Origin of the sequence: Actinoplanes sp. NPDC049316 (genome assembly GCF_040677315.1) — a bacterium.
Lineage (GTDB): Bacteria > Actinomycetota > Actinomycetes > Mycobacteriales > Micromonosporaceae > Actinoplanes.
In genome coordinates this window covers 1-18,172 of sequence record NZ_JBFAQM010000015.1, presented here as the reverse complement: position 1 = coordinate 18,172, position 18,172 = coordinate 1, and the positions used below count along the sequence as shown (strand labels likewise).

At 73.1% G+C, this 18,172-nt stretch carries 15 protein-coding genes; 5 read left to right on the top strand and 10 right to left on the bottom strand.

The window, feature by feature from the left end; translation table 11 throughout:
• Positions 1-10 precede the first annotated feature (10 nt).
• Together AB0K03_RS22565 and AB0K03_RS22560 are read right to left on the bottom strand one after the other, a co-directional pair.
• Positions 11-493, bottom strand: coding sequence for a hypothetical protein (locus AB0K03_RS22565; protein WP_364687842.1), 483 nt, complete (start codon positions 491-493; stop codon positions 11-13).
• Complete coding sequence (locus AB0K03_RS22560) at positions 483-1,898, bottom strand: PLP-dependent aminotransferase family protein (RefSeq protein ID WP_364687840.1); 1,416 nt, start codon at positions 1,896-1,898, stop codon at positions 483-485. Before AB0K03_RS22560 ends, AB0K03_RS22565 begins: the two co-directional genes overlap by 11 nt.
• 158 nt (positions 1,899-2,056) lie before the next feature.
• On the opposite strand from AB0K03_RS22560, the gene AB0K03_RS22555 reads away from it, so the two are divergent.
• From AB0K03_RS22555 to AB0K03_RS22545, 3 genes are read left to right on the top strand one after another with little or no spacing between them, the layout of a single operon-like run.
• Positions 2,057-2,362 carry a hypothetical protein gene (locus AB0K03_RS22555; protein ID WP_364687838.1) on the top strand — a complete coding sequence of 102 codons (306 nt, stop codon included), beginning with the start codon at positions 2,057-2,059 and terminating at the stop codon, positions 2,360-2,362.
• A gap of 22 nt (positions 2,363-2,384) precedes the next feature.
• Positions 2,385-2,954 (top strand): hypothetical protein, encoded by a 570-nt coding sequence (locus AB0K03_RS22550; RefSeq protein ID WP_364687837.1) that lies wholly within the window; start codon positions 2,385-2,387, stop codon positions 2,952-2,954.
• 13 nt (positions 2,955-2,967) lie between these two features.
• On the top strand, positions 2,968-3,672 hold the full coding sequence (locus tag AB0K03_RS22545) for a hypothetical protein (protein ID WP_364687835.1): 705 nt from the start codon (positions 2,968-2,970) through the stop codon (positions 3,670-3,672).
• Positions 3,673-3,744: 72 nt separating this feature from the next.
• Here the strand turns inward: AB0K03_RS22545 and AB0K03_RS22540 are convergent, their stop codons facing one another.
• The 4 genes from AB0K03_RS22540 to AB0K03_RS22525 form a co-directional block, all read right to left on the bottom strand.
• On the bottom strand, positions 3,745-5,091 hold the full coding sequence (locus AB0K03_RS22540; protein ID WP_364687833.1) for a jacalin-like lectin: 1,347 nt from the start codon (positions 5,089-5,091) through the stop codon (positions 3,745-3,747).
• A 39-nt stretch (positions 5,092-5,130) separates the two neighbouring features.
• On the bottom strand, positions 5,131-5,622 hold the full coding sequence (locus tag AB0K03_RS22535; RefSeq protein ID WP_364687831.1) for a MarR family transcriptional regulator: 492 nt from the start codon (positions 5,620-5,622) through the stop codon (positions 5,131-5,133).
• A gap of 7 nt (positions 5,623-5,629) precedes the next feature.
• Entirely contained in the window at positions 5,630-6,877 is a 1,248-nt protein-coding gene (locus AB0K03_RS22530) for an NAD(P)/FAD-dependent oxidoreductase (RefSeq protein ID WP_364687829.1), read from the bottom strand.
• A 72-nt stretch (positions 6,878-6,949) separates the two neighbouring features.
• Positions 6,950-8,548: a methyl-accepting chemotaxis protein gene (locus tag AB0K03_RS22525; RefSeq protein WP_364687827.1), complete on the bottom strand. Its 1,599-nt coding sequence runs from the start codon at positions 8,546-8,548 to the stop codon at positions 6,950-6,952.
• A 136-nt stretch (positions 8,549-8,684) separates the two neighbouring features.
• Between AB0K03_RS22525 and AB0K03_RS22520 the strand changes: the two genes are divergently transcribed.
• Positions 8,685-9,545 (top strand): ABC transporter substrate-binding protein, encoded by an 861-nt coding sequence (locus AB0K03_RS22520; protein ID WP_364687825.1) that lies wholly within the window; start codon positions 8,685-8,687, stop codon positions 9,543-9,545.
• A gap of 74 nt (positions 9,546-9,619) precedes the next feature.
• Here AB0K03_RS22520 and AB0K03_RS22515 read toward each other — a convergent pair whose 3' ends face one another.
• Genes AB0K03_RS22515 through AB0K03_RS22500 form a run of 4 tightly spaced genes read right to left on the bottom strand, consistent with a single transcriptional unit; the run spans position 9,620 to position 16,981 of the window.
• Positions 9,620-12,325, bottom strand: coding sequence for an FtsX-like permease family protein (locus AB0K03_RS22515; protein WP_364687823.1), 2,706 nt, complete (start codon positions 12,323-12,325; stop codon positions 9,620-9,622).
• Positions 12,322-15,432, bottom strand: coding sequence for an FtsX-like permease family protein (locus AB0K03_RS22510; protein WP_364687821.1), 3,111 nt, complete (start codon positions 15,430-15,432; stop codon positions 12,322-12,324). The genes AB0K03_RS22515 and AB0K03_RS22510 overlap by 4 nt, the downstream gene beginning before the upstream one ends.
• Positions 15,429-16,106: an ABC transporter ATP-binding protein gene (locus AB0K03_RS22505; protein ID WP_364687819.1), complete on the bottom strand. Its 678-nt coding sequence runs from the start codon at positions 16,104-16,106 to the stop codon at positions 15,429-15,431. Before AB0K03_RS22505 ends, AB0K03_RS22510 begins: the two co-directional genes overlap by 4 nt.
• Positions 16,103-16,981, bottom strand: coding sequence for an ABC transporter ATP-binding protein (locus AB0K03_RS22500; RefSeq protein ID WP_364688115.1), 879 nt, complete (start codon positions 16,979-16,981; stop codon positions 16,103-16,105). Before AB0K03_RS22500 ends, AB0K03_RS22505 begins: the two co-directional genes overlap by 4 nt.
• Before the next feature lie 336 nt (positions 16,982-17,317).
• On the opposite strand from AB0K03_RS22500, the gene AB0K03_RS22495 reads away from it, so the two are divergent.
• On the top strand, positions 17,318-18,172 hold an 855-nt coding region (locus tag AB0K03_RS22495; RefSeq protein ID WP_364687817.1), incomplete at its 3' end, for a DUF7594 domain-containing protein.

Sequence of the window (18,172 nt, the reverse complement as noted above, 5' to 3'; positions counted from 1 at the left end):
ACCGACGGTGTCAGCAGGCACCACCCGCACGGGCCTCAGCGGCCCGGATCATCGAGGCGCCGAGCCAGATCAGGGGCGCGTTGCCGACAGTCAGCAGGGCGACCGCCCAGGAGAGGTCCGCCAGATCCGCCCAGCCTCCCCACATCAGCAGCGCGACGATCACGGATCCGAGGTAAAGGACGGTGTCGGTGACCAGTACCCAGCCGAGAACCCGCGCTCGCGGAAACCACCGGTCCTCGTCGCGGCGTACGCCGGCCGCGACTGCGACGGCCGCGGCGATCGACAGCAGGGCGAGGATCCCTTCGGCCACCGGCGGTCCCGTGGTGCCGAGCGGGCCGTCGTTCAGCAGGCCGAACGTGACCGTCCCGAGCACCGGGCCGATGATGAGGAGGCTGAACAGCCAGCCGAGCCCGCGCACCACGACGGCCACCACGGTCGCGATGATGACGCGCCGGCTGAGGGCGACCCCGGAGCGCACGCTCCTAGCCGGCATCCAGACATTCATGAAGACGGGCCAGCCCTTCGTCGATGCGGTGCACGTCGATCATGCCGTACCCGAAGACGACGCCCGGCGGCCCGGACGTCGCGGTGGAGATCTCCTCGAAGCCGGCCAGACCGATGCCGGCCGCCCGGGCCCTGACGAGCGCGTCGGCGGAGGTGGCCCCCCGCACCATGGCGCTCAGGTGCAGACCGGCCGCGGACGGCACGACCGTGAAGTACGCCGACAGCGGGCCTGCGAGCGCGGCCGCGATGCGTTCGTGGCGTTCCCGGTACACCCGGCGGACCCGCCGCAGGTGCCGGGCGAACATGCCCTGCTCCACGAAATCCGCCATGGCTGCCTGAATGGGCAGGCCGGTGTGCCAGTCGGTCAGGAATTTGGCGGCGTGCAAGGCGTGACGCAGCGACGGCGGATGGAGCAGGAAGCCCAGCCGTAGCGTGGGCAGGAGCACCTTGGAGAACGATCCGATGTAGACGACCCGGCCGCTGCGGTCGATGCTGTGCAATGGTTCCAGCTGCTGTTCCGAGTAGCGGAACTCGCTGTCGTAGTCGTCTTCGACGATGGCCGCGTCGTGTCGTTGTGCCCATGCGAGCAGTTCGACTCGCCGCCGCAGCGACAAAGCCACGCCGGTCGGGTACTGGTGGGATGGCGTCACATAGACGAGCCGCGCGTCCGCCGGCAGCGCGTCGACGATCAGCCCCTCCTGGTCCACCGGGACGCCGGCCACCTTCACGCCCTGGGCTTCCCATACGAGTTTCGCAGGCGCATAGCCGGGTTCCTCGATCGCCGCCGTGGCGCCGGGCTCGAGCAGCACCCGTCCGATCAGATCGAGTGCCTGCTGCACGCCACAGGTCATCAGCACATCCTGCGGACGGGTCTCGATGGTCCGGGCCGTGCGCAGATGACGGGCGATGAGGGTACGGAGCCCGAGATGGCCGGCCGGCTCGACGGGCATTCCGGTGCCCATGGCCGACGGCCGGAACTGATCGGCCAGCAGCCGGCGCCAGGCGGCGTACGGGAACAGCCGGGCGTCGGGCGCACCGACCCGGAAGTCGAATTCCGGTGCGTCACCGAAATCGGGCGGCACCGGCATCGAGGGCCACACCGCGCGCGGCATGAGAGGCCCGGACGGCGGCTGAGGCACGGCCGGCTCCGCGAAGGGCACGGCGTTGACGAAGGTCCCGGCACCTGCTCGTCCGATGAGATATCCCTCGGCTACCAGCCGCTCATAGGCGGTCGTCACCGTATTGCGCGAAACCTTCAGCTGCCCGGCCAGTTCCCGGCTGGACGGCAGAGCCTCGTCCCGGCGCAGCCGCCCGTCCAGGACGGCATCGCGCAGCTGCCGGTAGATCTGCCCCGCCAGGCCCCCGGCCCGGTCCAGCCGGACGGCTATCTCCACATCCAAGATCCTAAGTGGACCTGTCAAGCCGTCGGCGAATTGGCCCTGGGCGCGAATCGTCGGGGCTCCTAGGGTCATTCACAGGGAAAGAACGGCATCAGAATGCGATCCGGCCACTAATGCCGGGCGATCCGCCGTATTCACGAACGGGGAGGGAAATGCTTCGAAAAACTGGGACGACCGTGGTGGCGACCGTCGTGGCACTCGCGGTCTCGGGGCTGGCCGCCCAGCCCGCCATGGCCGACGAGCCGAACTGCAGTTCCGGCCGGGACGGCACCGCCAGCTGGAAGTTCTGGGCCAACTGCACGAATCGCTCCCACCGCGTCGGCGTCACCTGCCACACCCAGTCGAAAGGCAACATCACCAAATGGGGTGCGTGGCAGAACCCGGGCACCCGCTCCATCGTGTATTGCCCCGACGACACCTGGGGTTACAGCGGCCTCGGCGCGGACTACCCGGACTGACATTCGTCTCGACCTGACGGGAGTGATCTTCTTGCTGCGTTTCCTCACATTCAGACCGATCGCTGCGCTTATGGTGGCAGCGCTTCTCATCACCCTGTCGCCGACCGAGCCGGCAGCCGCGCACTATTTCGGTCTGATCAAGATGGACGACTCGGTCGTCGACTTCGGGTCGGACGAGGACAATCAGGATCACCATCTTTTCTGGAACCATTTCATGCACTTCCAGATGTACGACCAGTACGCCGCCCGCACCGATCTGTCGGCAGTCGAACGATGCCAAGGCTGCTGGACCAACTCGACCGACGTCGTCTGGTTCGCCACCGGCGACATCCCGACCCTGAACGCCGACGAAGTCTGCCGCGCCACCTCCGGCGGCAGGTGCAACCGGGCACGGGTGCGGTTCAACCAGGCGCTGACCCGGCAGATCCCTGGTGACGGGGGCTTCTTCCTGGCCTGCCACGAGGTGGGCCACGCCCTCGGGTTCGAGCACCTGTCCGACGGCTGCATGTACGACCCGGTCAACCCGTACTCGCCACCACAGGGTGGAAACCTCAGCTCCCACATGATCGACCACATCAATGCGCAGTACTAGGGAGGTGCGTACCTTGACACGACGCTGGAGGACGTTCGCGGCTCTGGTGCCGCTTGCCGCACTCGCGATGCTCGCCGGCTGCGCCACCGGCCCAGCCGCCGGGAGAGGCCCCGAACCGGGTGCATTGCCGAAGTTCCACGTCGGCGGTGACACCGTGCTGGTGGCGCCGTTCCACTCCTCGGCTCGGCAGTACACCGATCTGGAGGCGTTCGTCGCCGCGGCACCGATCGTCGTCACCGGGAAGGTGGTGGCGGCGGACGACACGGCGTACGAGGTGCTCCCCGACCCGGACGCGGAAGGTGTGCTCCCGGGCGAGGGTCCGGACATCGTCGGATCGATCACGTTCGCGGTGACCGGCACGGTCAAGGGGCCGTTCTCGCAGAAGCAGATCGAGATCGTCTACGAGAGCGGTAAGCGGGAGACGTCCGACCGCCGGATCGCGTACTCCCACGAGGGTCTCGCGCCGTTCCAGACCGCGAGTGGCAGGGTGCGCGGCGCCGATGCTCTGGCCGGGCGGGAGTTCGTGATCTTCGCACGACCCAACACGGTCTTCCCGGTGCGGGCGGGCGCCTACGTGCTCGCCCACCCGCTGGGCATCGCCTCGCTCGCCTCCGGCGGCTCGGTGCGGTTCAACCAGCCGGGCGCCCGGCCGTTCGGCCCGGCGGCAGCCGGTCCGTTCAGCTTGACGCTGAAGCAGGTACGGGCAGCAGCCCGCTGATCGCCGCGAGCCCGGTGGCCCCTGCAGGGTCGCCGGGCTCACGGCATCGGGAAGGTACGCGCCTGCGGCCCCTCAGCGCCGGGTGTAGATGAAGCCGATCTTGTCGGCTTCATCGCCGGAGCGGCCGTGGAAACCGGCCGGCTGCCAGCCGCTCGGCACCGACCGGGTGACGCAGTCCGATGTGCTGGTGCCGCCGGTCAGCGTCCGGCCGGCGCTGGTCGTGAACTGCACCGAGAAGATGCGGGTGGTGCCGTTGTGTCTGCCCCGGCACAGCCGGATCGTCGTGACCTGCTCGGCGGGAGCCAGCGTGAGGGAGGCGGCGGTGCCGCCGGCGCCCCCGTGGGCGAGGACAGTGCCGTTGGTGAGCCTGAGGCCGATCCGGTCGACGCGGGCCCCCGCCCGGATCTGGATCGTGTCGGCCGTCGCGGCCGCGGGAACCGCGTCGATGTCGGTGTAGTAGCCGCCGTGCGGGCCACCGAACTGCTCGCTCATCTGATAGGCCGGGTTGGTGGACCAGGAGAATCCGACGGCGATCGGGTCGTGATCGGACAGCATCCGGTCCGCTTCGTCGAGGAAGGCGGTGTGGAGGTTCCGGTAGGAGACCGCGTTCAGCGTGATGAACCGGCTGCCGCGGTACAGGACCTTGTCGACCACCTCGCACGTGTCACTCGGCGCCGTGGCGTCACAGAGCAGAGGGGCGCTCCCGGCCTCCGGCGCCACCCCGCCGCGCTCCAGATCGACCCAGGCGTCGGTGAGACCGTTGGCCGCCGCGAAGGCGGCTATCGTGTCGCCGGTACGGGTGTAGCGGGCGTTGGTGTCGCCCATGACCAGGACAGCGTTACCCGCCGAATGCGAAGCCAGGAAAGCGCTGAGCTGATCGAGGTTGTCCGCGCGTGATGACTGGTCCCCGGCCGTGGTGCCGGCGTTGGTGTGCAGGTTGTAGAGGTCGACGTACGCACCCTCGGTCAGGCGCAGCCGCATGAACGTGAAGCCCTTGGGGGTCAGGCAGTCGCCGGAATCCAGCTGACAGGATCGCCACCGCACCCGTTCGAAGTCGTCCTCGTCGTACGGCAGGTTCGACAGCGTGTTGAGGCCGCTGCCTATGCCCGCGCCGCCGCTGGTCGGCGTGCGGTGGGTGTGGTCGTCCGCGGCGTAGAGGTGGGCGTGGTAGTTGAAGTCCTCCTGGACGTGGACGACCTCGTACGGCGACAGGCGCTCCCCGATCGCCTCGGTGGCCGGCTCCCGGGGGCTGGGCGCGCTGGACAAGCCTTCGGGCAGCCCGGCCACGTTGTAGGTCAACGCGTCGAACGTGCCGTACGCCTGGACGGCCGGCGCGGCTGCCGCGGGACGGGCGATGCCCGCGCCGGCGAGCGTGATGAGCGCGGCAAGGCCGGCCGCGAGGTGCCGAGTGCGGGACATGCAGACACCGTAGTGTCGATGACCGTCGATGAAAACGCCCTACGGGGCGACCGTGGTCGTGTCGGCGATGCCCCGGAGGCGGTCCAGTTCGGCGAGATACATCGCCTGCATGCGGCCGAAGTGCCGGACCAGCAGGGTGAGCTCCTCGACGCTGTAGCCCTCGATGAGTCGTTCCGCCCGCTCGGCGAACCGCTCGTACGGTCGCTCCAGTTCGGTGATCCGCTCGGGCCGCAGGGTCACGATCACCCGCCGCCGGTCGGCCGGGTCGCGTTCGGCCGTGACCCAGCCGGCCTGCTGGAGCCGGCGGAGCATGCTCGTCACCGCGCCCGTGGTGAGGTTGGTCCGCTCCGCGATCTGCCCCGCGGTGGCCGATTCGACGTCCGCCAGGAAGTCCAGGCACTCCAGGTCGCTCACGGTGAGGCCCAGCCGGTCCGCGACGGCGTACCGGAAGACCATGGACAGCCGCGAGGTCTCGCGCCCGGCGCGCATGAGGTCGGCGATCGCGGACGCGCGGTCCGGCTGGTGGGACATGCCGCCATCATGCCTCCGGTACGGTCACCCGGTGCAGCCGAGGTAGCACCCGGGTCAGCACCCAGTGCGGCGCTGCCGCGGCCCCGGTGAGGCGGCGCATCAGCCCGGCGGCGGTGTCGACGGCGCGGAAGGCGTACGGCACCATCTCGTCCTGGTAGCCGGCGATCGCCTCCTCCACCGGCGTACCACCCACCCGGGCCTCGACGAGCCGGCGGCCGAGCAGGGCGGCGTCGCGCAGCGCGGTGTTGCCGCCGTGAGCGCCGAACGGCGGCATGACATGCACGGCGTCACCCATCATCGTCGCCCGGGGCACCGGCCACTCTCGCGGACGCCGGCCGGTGGCGAAGAAGGTGAGCACGGTGGCGTCCAGCTCGGCCGTGTCGACGAGCCGCCGGACGAGCGGGTGGAATTCCGTGCTCACCCGGGCGGCCAGCTCCTGCAGCGCCAGCTGGTCCCCGCGGACGCCGATCGGTATCTCGTCCTGCTGGAGCAGCAACCCCCACATGACGTAGTCGGCGCCGGTCGGCGCATAGCTGCCCGGGGCCAGGCGCGCGAACGCTCCCGGCGGGCTCTCCCCGAATTGCATGGGGGTGAAGAAGAAGGCGCGGCCCGGCCGGTCCGCGATGGCCAGGACCCCACTGGTACGCAGCACCTCCGGGATGACGCTCTCGCCGCCGCGCCGCAGGGGCGACCGGCCGTAGACACCCGCCAGCGGGGTGCTCACCGGCTCCGCATCCGGCATGAGCTGCGCGCGTAGTGCCGAGCCGGCGCCGTCCGCGCCCACGACGACGGTCGCCGTGACGGCCCTTCCGTCGGCGAACCGCAGCCGCAACCCGGCCGGGCCGGCGCCGTCCACCGCGACGGCGGCCTTGCTGTAGTGGATGCGGCCGTCCAGCCCGGACATCAGGATCGCCCGCAGGGTCAGCCGGTCGACCTGGCGGGTCGCGTACGGCTCGTCCTTGAAGGTGATGGTGAATGCGTCGCGCAGCCGGCTGTCGGTGAAGCGCATGTGTCCGCCGGGCTCGCCGCCGGTGGCCAGCGCCAGGCGGTACAGCGGGCGGGGCAGGCTCTCGCGCAGCGCCTCGAGCCCGTACCGGTCGAGGATGATCCGGTAGCCCTGCCGCCGGACGAAGGGGCCCGAGTCCCGCTCGTAGACGTGCACGTCGATGCCGGCCCGCAGGAGGTAGTGGGCGAGGCAGAGCCCGGAGAGGCCGGCGCCGGCGATCGCCACCGTGAAGTCGGTCGATGCCCTCATGCCGTTATCTTAATGACTAAGATGATCCGGGCAAGAAGGTGCGGAGCTCACCTCGCCGGGATCGACGGTGCGTCAGGTGAGCTGGAACTCACGGACGAGCGTGCGAAGCTGGGCGGCCAGCCGCGCCAGGTCGGTGGCGGCGCTCTGCGTCTCCCCCGCGCCGACGCTGGTGAGCGACGCTCCCTGGACCACCTCGTCGAGGCTTCCGGTGATGCCGTCGACGGCGGTCACGGCGCGCTCCACACTGCTGGAGATCCGGGCGGTCGCCCGGCTCTGGGCCTCGACGGCGCCGACGATGACGTCCTGGGTGCCGTTGATGTCGCCGACGATGCGGGCGACCTCGGCGATGGCCTCCCGCATCGCCTGCGAGTCCCGCTGGATCGCGTCGATCTGCTGAGAGATGTCCTCGGTGGCCGCCGCGGTCTCCCGGGCGAGATCCTTGACCTCGCCGGCGACCACGCCGAAGCCCTTGCCGGCTTCCCCGGCCCGCGCGGCCTCGATCGTGGCGTTGAGGGCGAGCAGGTTCGTCTGCTCGGCGATCGACGTGATCAGCTTGAGCACGTCGCCGATCGCCGCGCTCGACGCGTCGAGACGCTGAGCCAGCTCTCCCGAGGTCGCGGCTGCTCCGGCGGCGTCGGCGGCGATCCGCCGGGCGTCGTCCGTACGGGCGGCGATCTCGTCGATGGAGCCGGTGATCTGGTTGATGCTGGATGCAGCCGCGTTGACGGCTTGGTGCACGGTGCCGGCGGCTTCCGACAAGACAGAGGTCCGTTGCACCGTCGCGTTGGCGCCGTCGCTCATGCTCGCGCTCGTGGCGTGCATCTCCTCGGAGGCACTGGCCAGGGTGTCGGCTGCCTCGTCGAGGTCGCCGATGGCCAAGCGAACGTTCTCGGTGGCGCGAGCCATCGCGGTGGAGAGCTCGGCCACCTCGTCCGATCCGGAGACGCGCGGCTGCACGGAGAAGTTCTTGACCGCGATCGCGTTGGCCACGGCGAGGCAGTCGGCGAGGCGGCGGCCGGTGTGCCGGGCGAGCAGGACCGCGGAGCCCAGCAGCAGCACGGCGGCGGCGACGCTGCCGGCGATCGTGAGGTTGCGCGCGGAACGCTGGGCGGCGTCGGCGTCGGCGCGCGCCTGTCGCGCCTCGGCGGTGATGGCCGCCTCGACGGGCTCGAGCGCGGTCCGGAGCATGTCGGAGGATTTCTGGAACTGCGGCAGCGCGGCGCGTGCCCGGTCCTGACCCGGATCGGTGACGCCGAGGTTGGCCAGGCTCACCAGCCGCTGACTCAAGGTGATCAAGTCCTCCACCTTGTCGTCCAGTCCGGCAGCGGCGGCGCGTACCGGTGCGGGCGACGAGTCCGCGTGCAGAGCGGCGATGCTGTCGCGGAGCGTCGCGGCGTCACCGCCCAGGCTGTCGAGGGCGGCGCGGCGCTGTTCGGCCGTACGCGCGACCATCGCGGCGAGCACATCACCGCGCAGAACGGCCTGCGCCGCGGCGACGGCCCGGTCCGCCCGGACGGCATCCGTGGCGCGTACCAGGCGATCTTGCGAACGCTGCTGCTGGGCGGCCGCCAGCAGGCCGATCCCGCCGACGGCCAGGACCAGGGCCAGGCCGGCCGCCGCCAGCAGGATGATCTTGCGGCCCAGGGTCAGGCGGGGCACAGCTCGGGCCATGGCGACCTTCCGACGACAGTAGTTGCCTACCGGTTCGGCCGATCCGGGAGCAACCTGAGGGGGAACGATTCCTCATCCCTCCCGGTCGGCGGCCGATCAGTGAGGAGCACACCACGCTACGTTTCGGGAGACGACCATGCGCGCGATCCGTTGCCTGACAGCGCTGGCCGCCGTGGGCGCTGTCATCGTCGGCGCCGCCGGGTATTCGGGCGCGGCCGCCGGTCGGCAGAGTGCGGCGGCGGCTGCGGTGCCGGCCGACGTACGCGAGGCCGGTGTCCTGGTGGTGGCGTCGGAGATCGCGTACCCGCCGTTCGAGTTCTACGACGATCAGAAGCGGCCGCAGGGCGTCGACTACGACCTCGCCGTCGCGCTCGCCGACCGGATGGACCTGCGGCTGGAGTTCCGGAACGTGCCGTGGGACGACATCATCCCCACCGTCGCGGAGCACCGGGCCGACGCCGTCATGTCGGGCATGACCGACAACGCGGAGCGGCAGCAGAAGCTGACCTACGTCGACTACCTCGTCGAGGGCTCCCAGGTGGTGGTGGTCCGCGGCAACCCGGCCGGCATCGGCGGCCTCGACGCCGTCTGCGGACGCCGGGTGGCCCTGCAGGCCGACACGACGCAGTCCGACCTCGTGGGCTCCCAGGCCAAGCTGTGCACCGCTGCCGGGCGTCCCGCCCCGAAGGTGCTGGCGGTCTCGTCCGGCGACACGTACCCGCTGCTCAAGAACGGCACCGCCGACGCTGTGGTGGACGGTTACACCAGCGCCGCCACCCAGGTCAAAGAGGGTGCTGGCGCTTTCGAGTTCGCCGGGGTCCAGGTGGAGGCCAGCCCCATGGGCATCGGGCTGGCCCGGGACCGCGTCCAGCTGCGGCACGCCGTGCAACTGGCCCTGCGGGAGCTGATCGCCGACGGCACCTACGCCGAGCTGCTCGACAAATGGGGGCTGCGCGCCGAGGCGCTGACGACCGCGGCGATCGACGGGGGCGTCTGAGCGGAACACGGCCCGCCGCAAAGCGAACCGCAGGGCCGTAGCTACCGAACACCACCGTGGACTCGCGTCGGGCTTCAGGCGCCGCCGACGCGGAGGACCTCGCTCAGGCGGTTGCGCCGGCGGACGGCCGCCTCGGCCTGCACCACCGCTACCACCATGACCGTGAACGCGACGGCCACGACCGCCAAGGAGAGCCACGGCACGATCAGCTGCGGGTTGCCCGGCTGGGCGGTGAGCAGACGCAACCCGAGTGGCCCCAGCGTGAGCACGGCGAGCAGCACCCCGAGCGCCGGCCCACCCACCGCGGCGACGAGGGCGAGCGGCAGCAGCTCCCCCGCGGCGACCCGGCGGGCTTCGCGCGGGCGCAGACCGAGCGTTCGCAAGCGGCTCAGCGTCTGCCAGCGTTCCGGCGCCCCGGCGGCCGCGCTGAGCGCGAAGCCCAGCAGGCCGAGCGCAAGCAGCGTGGCCGTCGACGCCCAGGCGAGCTGGATCAGCCCGGCGACCAGCGGCGCGGCGCGGCGTTCCCGCAGGACGTCGGTGCGCACGACGACGGCCGCGCCGGGGGCGGACGCGGTGGCGGCGTCCGCGGCGCCCGGACCGGTGACCCAGATCGTGTTCGGGACGACCGGGACGCCGGCGGCGCTCAGCGTCGCCGCGTCGGCCAGCACCACGTCGCCGGTGCCGCCGATCGAGGTGGCGCCGGCGACGGCGGTGAGTTCGATCGCGGGGGCGCCTTCGCGGATCAGGTCCAGGGCGTCGCCGGGCCGCAGCGTGCCGTCCGGGGAGTGGACCAGGACCGGTACGGGGCCGTCCGCAGCGGGCAGGGCGGGCAGCAGTGGCTGAGCGGCGCCGGCGAGCAGGTCCCGGTAGGCGGCGGTGTCGACGGCGATCAGCCGGACCTGCCGGGCGGCGCCGCCGACGACGACCTGGGAGGCATCGGTGATCTGGGCGGCGACCGCGTGCCGGACCCCGGGCGCGGCCGCGATCCGTTCGGTCAGCGCGGCGGTGGTCCTGGCCGGCTGCTCCCGCAACTCCACCCGCGCGTCCGCCCCGACGCTGTGCCACGCCCCGTCGGCGAGCCCGGCGCCGACGGTGCCGCCCAGGATCAGCGCGTACGCCGCGAGGGCGGCCGAGGCGACCAGGGCCAGCACCGGCAGGGCCCGCCGGGCCGTGAACGCCGCCCGGGCGGCGCCGAAGACGGCAAGGGGTCTCGTGGACCGCACTGCCTGCCGCAGCGCCAGCCCGGTCGTCAGCGGCAGCAGCCGCAGCAGCACCAGCGCCCCGGTCAGCGCTCCCAGGGTGGGGGCGGAAGCCGGCAGGAGCACCGTTCCCCCGGCCGACGGCGACGCCCCGCGCTGGTGGAGCACGGTCATCGCGATCGCCGCCGCCGCGAGCACCGCCAGCTCCGCGGTCAGCCGGCGCAGCGCGGCCGTCCGGCCGGCCCACCGCCGGGCGCTGCGGTCGGCCGGGACGCGTTTGTCGCGGGTGGCCCGGTACGCCGTGGTCAGCCCGAAGCCGGGACCGGCCAGCACCGCGGTCACGCCGGCGGGCAGCAGCCAGCCCCACGCCACGCCCCCGGCAAGCTGCCACGCGATCAGCGCGCCCGTCGCAGCCGCGGCCGCGGTGAGCAGCACCGATTCGAGCACCAGCTCGGCGCCGAGCGCGACGAGCGACGTTCCGCGCTGCCGGGCCACGGTCAGGGCCAGCTCGCGCCGCGTGGCCAGCAGGCGTGCGGCCAGCAGCAGGATCAGCACGGCGACCAGCGACACCGCGCTGAGCAGTACGGAGGCCTGCGCCTTCGCCGCGTCGACCTGTTCGCGGACGTCGCGCAGCACCCGGTCCAGCTGGGTGGCCCAGCGTGCGGTGCCGTCCCGGCTCGCGGAGGAGCCGGAGGTCGCCTTGAGCGTCACCACGGCCGCCGCGATCCGCTGCGCGGAGTCGAGCGTCAGCACATCGGCGTCGGGACGGAACAGGACGGTACGGGTCACCTCGTCGACGGGGAACGCGAGCCGCGCATCGGGCAACGACTCCACGCTGAGCAGGCCGCCGAACCGGGTGATGCCCGGACCGTCCGCGCCGGCCGCCGGGGCGAGCAGCCACGGGGCGGCCTGCCACGCCGGGTCGCGGGGGTCCACGGGCCGGAAGACGCCGCTCACCCGCACGTCGGAGGGGTTCTGGTTGCGGTCCTCGGCCCGCAGCCGATCGCCCGGCCCGACCCCCAGCCGGGCCGCGGCGCTCTCGGAGAGGCCGACCTGGACCGGCCACGGATCCGGTGTGAAGGGCACCTCGATGTCGGGCTGCTCGGTCGAGGCCGCGGGCGCGGCGCCGGCGACCCAGGTGACGGCCGGTCCGGCGGCGCCCGAGACGTAGCCGAGCCGCAAGCTGCGTGGTTCGTCGCCGTCGAGGAGCTTCAGGTACGGGCCGGTGGCGAGCTCGATCGGCGGGAGCAGCTGGTCGCGCAGCGGGCCGAGCTGGTCGAGGGCACGGTCGCGCAGGTCGTCGAGCAACTCGGCTGAGCGCGGGGTGCGCACCCGGCCGCCGTTGGCGCCGTCGTCGTACTCCCAGTCGGCGCGAACCTGGACGTCCGCCTGCCCGGCCGCCGCCCGTACCGCCTGCCGGACGGCCTGGTCCGCGGTGGTCGTCAGCAGCACCGGCACCGCCGCGGCCAGCGCGGTGGCCGCGGCGACGACGACGGCCGTCAGGGCCAGCGGCCCGGCGTCGGCCCGGGCCCGGCCCCGGACGCTGGGCCAGTGCAGCTGCGGCAGCAGACGCCGGATCATGCCGCCTCCCGCAGCTGGGCGGCACCGGCGCGGCGGGCCTGGAGGGTGGCGACGCTGCCCGCCGCCGCTGCGCAGCCGGCGACGAGCAGCAGCAGCAGGAAGCTCTCGGTCGTCCACGGCCACACCGGGGCGACCCCGGGTACGGGCGGAGCCCCGGTCTCCGAGCGGATCAGCAGCGGCGTGATGATCCAGGTGGCCAGCGCGCCGACGAGGGCGCCCGCGGCGAGCAGCGGGATCAGCACGAGCGTGTGCTGTCCGAGCAGGACGGTCCGGATCTGCCGGCCGGTCAGGCCCAGGCCGCGCAGGCGGGCGACCTCGACGGCCCGGTCCCGCAGGTCGTGGGTGACGTGCAGCAGCACCCCGGCGAGCAGCAGCAGGACCGCGGCGGGGATCAGCAGGCGCAGCACGGCGGGCAGCCCGGCGTTGAGCGGGCCCGCGGTCAGCCGCGCGGTCTCGCCGGCCCGGGTGGTGACCGTGCCCAGGCGCAGGGAGGCGACGTCGTTCCTCGCCGGTGCGGCGGCCCACCAGGCGTCGACCGGGCTCTGCAGGTCGCCGTACGCCGCCAGGACGCGGGTCAGCGTGTCCAGGTCCGCCAGGACGGCGGCGGTGCCGGGCGCGGCGGGCACCTGCGGCACGACGCCGGCGACCTCGACGGGTACGCCGGTGTTGCCGACCAGCAGGTCCAGGTGCGAGCCGGTGGTCACGCCGATGCCGTCCGCCAGGGCCCGGGAGATGAGCACGGGCACGGCCTCCGGCGCCCGGAACGCCGTCGCGACGAAGGTCGGGGTGGCCGAGGCCGCGCCGCCGATCTGCGTCTTCGCGGCCATCCGGACGGTGGCGCCGGTGGCGGTCATCGTGAGGTTCTGCAACCGGCCCGAGTCCGGCAGGGCCGACGCGGCGGTCCAGGCGCCCAGGTCGCCGGCCGGAGCGGGCAGGCGCAGGACGGCTTCGATCGAGACGTTCTCGCCCGCGGAGAAGTAGCCGGGCTCGGTGTCGACCGGCAGCGCCACGGCGATGAGCTGCATGCCCTCGGCGGGCAGGCACCCGGTGATCGCATGGCGGGTGCCGTCGAGGGCGAAGGGCGCGCTGGTGCACGTGGTACGCAGCCCGGACCGATCCTGCAGGAGCAGGGCCGGAGCCACGGTCAGCGGTACGCCACCGGTCGCCGTCATCGCCAGGGAGAACGTCCCGCCGAGCGGCAGCGGCACGCCGCGGACCGGCTCGTCCGGCGCGAGCCCGCGGGTCGCCTGCGCCCAGTCGCGCCCACCGGGCAACCGACCCCGGAACAGCTCGTTCGCGTGCGTGGTGTCCGCCGCGACCAGGCGGGGCGGGACGCCGTCGCCGAGCCACTGGCCGATCGCGAGGCCCCGGTTCGCGGCCGGGCTGACGACGGCCGCGCCGGTGGCCGCGGTGATGGCGGCGCCCTGCCCGGCGACCGGCGGGGTGGTCAGCGCGACCGCGAGATCGGTGCCCACGGCCAGGTCCGCCTGGTCGCCCTGCGACCGGTGCCAGCTGCTGTCGAACGCCACCGCGAACGTACCGGTGGCGGCGGCCAGGCAGATGAGCAGCCCGGCGGCGGCGGCCTGCGGACGGCGTGCCGCCTCGAACGCGGCCAGCGGCACCGGCAGCCCGTCGGAGCGGCGGGCGAACCGGTCGGCGATCCGCAAGGCGGGCGGGACCAGCCGCAGGGCCAGGGCAGCGCCGGCGATCAGCATGAGCGCGGGCGCGAGCACCTGGAGCAGGTCGGTGTCGGCGCCGCGGGCGTGCAGCTGCCACCAGCCGAGCCCGGCGAACACGACCAGCAGCAGGTCGGCCCCGGTCCGGGCGAGAACCTCGCGACGGCCGCGATCGCCGTGCGGAACCTCGGCGCGGATCGCGATCAGCACCAGGACGAGGGTCAGCGCGAGGGCGCCGGCCCCCACCGCGAGGATCTGAGCACCGGCCAGGGCCGGACCGGCGGTCAGGCCGGCACCCACCATCGGTGGCAGGTGGCTGAGGCCGCTGTGCAGCAGCGCCGACAACGGTACGGCCAGCGCGGTCGCCACCACCGCGATAACGCCCGCCTCCAGCGCCGCCACACCGGCGAGCTGGACCCGGCTGGTGCCCAGGGCCGACAGCAGCGAGGTCTCCGCCGCGCGCAGCCCGGCGGTCAGCCGTCCGGCGAGCATGAGCGCGACCGCGGTCAGCACGCTCCCGAGCACCGCGACGGCGAGCACGGCCGCCTCGGTGATGTCCTGCTGGCGCTGCTGGGCGCGCAGGGTGTCCGCCAGCTGCGAGCCGACCCGGGCGAAACGCGCCCGGTCTCCGAGCATGCCGGTCAGCCGCGGGTCGGCGTCGCGTACGCCGGCGGCCAGGGTGGACAGCGTGGCCGGGGTGGCGCCGGAGAAGTCGGGGTGGGCGGTGATCTCCAGGCGGCTCAGCGACGACCCGCCGCTGAGCAGGCCGTCGAGGTTCACCAGGAACGGCCCGTACGCCGGGAATCTCCGTACGCTGCTGCCGTCGGTGAAGTCCGGCTGGAAGCCGGTTCCGGCCAGCGGGTCGCGGTCCCAGCCGCCGCCGGGCAGCGGCCGCGCGACGCCGACGACGGTCAGGTCCACCGCCGGCGCGGGATCCTCCGGCGGCTTCGCGGCCAGGTGCACCCGGCTGCCCACACGCAGGCGCAGCAGCTTCGCGGTCGGCTCGAGCAGCACCGCTTCGCCGGCGGCCCGCGGCCAGCGACCACCGGTCAGCTCGGCCCGGTCCGGCAGGTCCTCGATACCGGAGAGGTACGTCCGCGCGTCGTCGCTGCGCCCGGGCAACGGCCGCAGCACCGAGGACGCGCGGGCCGCCGTCCGTACGGGAAAAGGCGCCAGCGCCGAGGTCAGGACGTCCCGGGTGGAGTCGGCCACCGCCGCCGCGTCCGCCCCGCCGATGGCCGACGTGTACGCCGTGACCGTGGCCTGTTCCGCGTCGGTCCGGTCCGCCGCCACCCCCAGCGCGAGATCGGCACTGTGCGTCACGAGCAGCGCGCACACGCCGAGCAGCGTCGCGCCGAGCGTGACCACGGCGAGCAGCGCGGCGAGGACGGGCCACTGGCTACGGGCCCGGCGGCGCACCAGAGCGATCACTCCGCGAGCCGTCCGTCGGCGATCCGGACCACGCGGTCGGCCAGCGCCATCATCACCGGGTCGTGCGTGGACACCAGCACGGTCACGCCCTCGGACTCGACGACCCCGCGCAGCAGCGCCATCACCGAACGGCCGGTCTCCGCGTCGAGCTGCCCGGTCGGCTCGTCGGCGATCAGCAGCCGGGGCGAGGCGGCCAGGGCCCGGGCGATCGCCACCCGCTGCTGCTGGCCGCCGGAGAGCTCGCCGGGGCGCTGCTCGGCGTGCTCGGCGAGCCCGACGAGGTCGAGCAGCAGCCGTACCCGCTTCTCCCGCTCGGCGGCGGCGGTGCGGGCCAGCCGCAGCGGGGCGCCGACGTTCTCCGCCGCGGACAGCACCGGGATCAGGCCGAAGGTCTGGAAGACGTACGACACCTTGTCGCGCCGCAGCCGGGACAGGCCGTCCTCGTCCAGGGCGGTGATCTCCTCGCCGTCGACCAGCACGCTCCCGGCGTCCGGGCGGTCCAGCCCGCCGATCACGTTGAGCAGCGTGGTCTTGCCCGAGCCCGAGCGGCCCACCAGCGCCACCATGCGCCCGGCCTCGACGTCGAAGGACACGTCGCGCAGGGCGTGCACGGCGGCCGGTCCGGCGCCGAACGTGCGATGGATTCCGCGTACGGTCACCAGCGGCGCGGTCACCGGCCGGTCCCGTCGGGGTGGATCTGGACGTGCCCGGTCTCCAGCGCGAGGCGTACCCGGTTGGTCAGCTGCAGCGCCTCGCGGTACTCACGCGGGATCTGCACCCGACCGGCCCGGTCCATCACCGCGTACTCCTCGGCGATCACGTGGGTGTCCCCGTCCTCGTTCGTGGCCGTACGCCGCAGCACCTCGCTGCTGGTCCGCCCGTCGCGGATCGCCACGGTCCGCTCCACCTGACCGCTCACCGCCTGATCGTGGGTCACGACGACGACGGTCACGCCGTAGCGCCGATTGACGTCCCGCAGCGCGCCGAAGACCTCGGCCGACGTGGCGGTGTCGAGCTCACCGGTCGGCTCGTCGGCGAACAGCACCCGCGGCTCGTTGGCGAGCGCGACCGCGATCGCGACCCGCTGCTGCTGGCCGCCGGACATCTGGCCCGGCCTGCGGTCCGCGCAATCCGCGACCCCCAGCGCAGCGAGCAGCTCGTCCACCCGCCCGCGGCGTTCCTTCGCCGGCCTGCGGGCCGCCGCCATCGGCAGGTCGATCACCTGCCGGGAGGTCAGATACGGTACGAGGTTGCTCGCGGTCTGCTGACGCACGAACCCGACCGTGTGCCGCCGGTACCGGACCCGGTCCGCGCGGGACATGGACAACAGGTCCCACTGCCCGACCCGGGCCTTACCGGCGGTCGGCGCATCGATCCCGGCCAGGATCGACAGCAGCGTCGACTTGCCGGACCCGGACGCGCCCACGACGGCGACCATCTCGCCGCTGTCCACCACCAGGTCGAGGCCCTGCAACGCCTGCACCTCGATCGAGCCGGTCTGGTAGATCCGCACGAGGCTCTCGCAGACGATCAGCGCGTCACCGGGCATCGTCTCCCCCGTCGTCACCTCGATCTTGGGCGCACTTTTGTACCACGGCGTCGCTACCCGCGGCAGCCGAAGACACCGCCGCGCCGTCCACCACGTGGACCACACCCGTGCGGTCGCCCGGTTCGTGGCCCAGCCGTCCCTCTCGGCCCAGCCGGCGCGGAAGCACGGCAGCAAGCTCGTGCCGAGCACCAGCACGGCCGCGTCGCCGATCGGCCAGCCACGACGCAAGAAAGCCAGGCTCTGCACCCGTCCTGCTCCCACCCGGTCCCGCCAACTGCACCGGTGCCGCCGGACCGTCGGTTCTGCACCCGCAACCCCGTGCAGGAGGACGAATTCGTGGCAGGACATCGCAGGACGCTCGCCGGCGCATCGATCGCCGTCACCCTGGTGCTCGGCCTGGCGCCCGCCGGCGTGACGCACGCGGCCACGACGAGGTCCGCCGTCGCGACCGTACGCACGTACGCGACCGACGACGCCTACACCTCCAGCACCCGCCGGGCCGTGAACTTCGGACAGGCCGACAAGCTGGTGGTGGGCCGTACCGGGCGCGAGACGCGGATGTCGTACCTCAAGTTCACCGTCAGAGCGCTGCCACAGGGTTCCCGGCTCACCGGGGCGCAGCTGCGGCTGCCGCTCGCCGGCAAGCCGCCGGCATCGACGTTGACCCTGCTGAGGGTGCCGAGCACCGGCTGGTCGGAGAAGACCCTCACCGCCGGGCGCGCGCCCCGGGCGAGCACCGTCGTGGGCACTGCCAGGCTGTCCACCGCGAGCACCGTCGCCGTCTTCGACGTCAGCAAGATCGTCACCAGGGCGGGTAGCTACTCCTTCGCGCTGCGATCGTCGGCCACCGCAGCCGTCACCCGGTTGCGCTCCGTCGAGTATGGCCACCGCACCACCGGCGGCCCGGAAATCCGTCTGACCGTACGCCGAACCGTTGCCGCACCGGCCCCCGCGGCCAGTGGTGAGTGCAGGGTCGACGCGCTGCTCGTGCCGTCCTGCGGCGTGTTGTGGGGCGCGGCGGCCGGCGGTTTCACCGACACCCCGCGTGACCAGGCGCTCAAGGACTGGGAGGCGCTCACCGGCCGGACCGCGACGATCTACCACACGTACCACAAGGGCAACGAGATGTTCCCGACCAAGGCCGAGATCGCGATGACCCGGGACCCGGCACGCCCGCGGGTGCTGCTGCTG

Excerpts from the sequence above, each read along its gene's own strand:
- AB0K03_RS22565 (WP_364687842.1), bottom strand. The coding sequence starts at position 493 with ATGCCGGCTAGGAGCGTGCGCTCCGGGGTCGCCCTCAGCCGGCGCGTC.
- AB0K03_RS22555 (WP_364687838.1), top strand. The coding sequence starts at position 2,057 with ATGCTTCGAAAAACTGGGACGACCGTGGTGGCGACCGTCGTGGCACTC.
- AB0K03_RS22540 (WP_364687833.1), bottom strand. The coding sequence starts at position 5,091 with ATGTCCCGCACTCGGCACCTCGCGGCCGGCCTTGCCGCGCTCATCACG.
- AB0K03_RS22535 (WP_364687831.1), bottom strand. The coding sequence starts at position 5,622 with ATGTCCCACCAGCCGGACCGCGCGTCCGCGATCGCCGACCTCATGCGC.
- AB0K03_RS22530 (WP_364687829.1), bottom strand. The coding sequence starts at position 6,877 with ATGAGGGCATCGACCGACTTCACGGTGGCGATCGCCGGCGCCGGCCTC.
- AB0K03_RS22525 (WP_364687827.1), bottom strand. The coding sequence starts at position 8,548 with ATGGCCCGAGCTGTGCCCCGCCTGACCCTGGGCCGCAAGATCATCCTG.
- AB0K03_RS22520 (WP_364687825.1), top strand. The coding sequence starts at position 8,685 with ATGCGCGCGATCCGTTGCCTGACAGCGCTGGCCGCCGTGGGCGCTGTC.
- AB0K03_RS22515 (WP_364687823.1), bottom strand. The coding sequence starts at position 12,325 with ATGATCCGGCGTCTGCTGCCGCAGCTGCACTGGCCCAGCGTCCGGGGC.
- AB0K03_RS22500 (WP_364688115.1), bottom strand. The coding sequence starts at position 16,981 with ATGCCCGGTGACGCGCTGATCGTCTGCGAGAGCCTCGTGCGGATCTAC.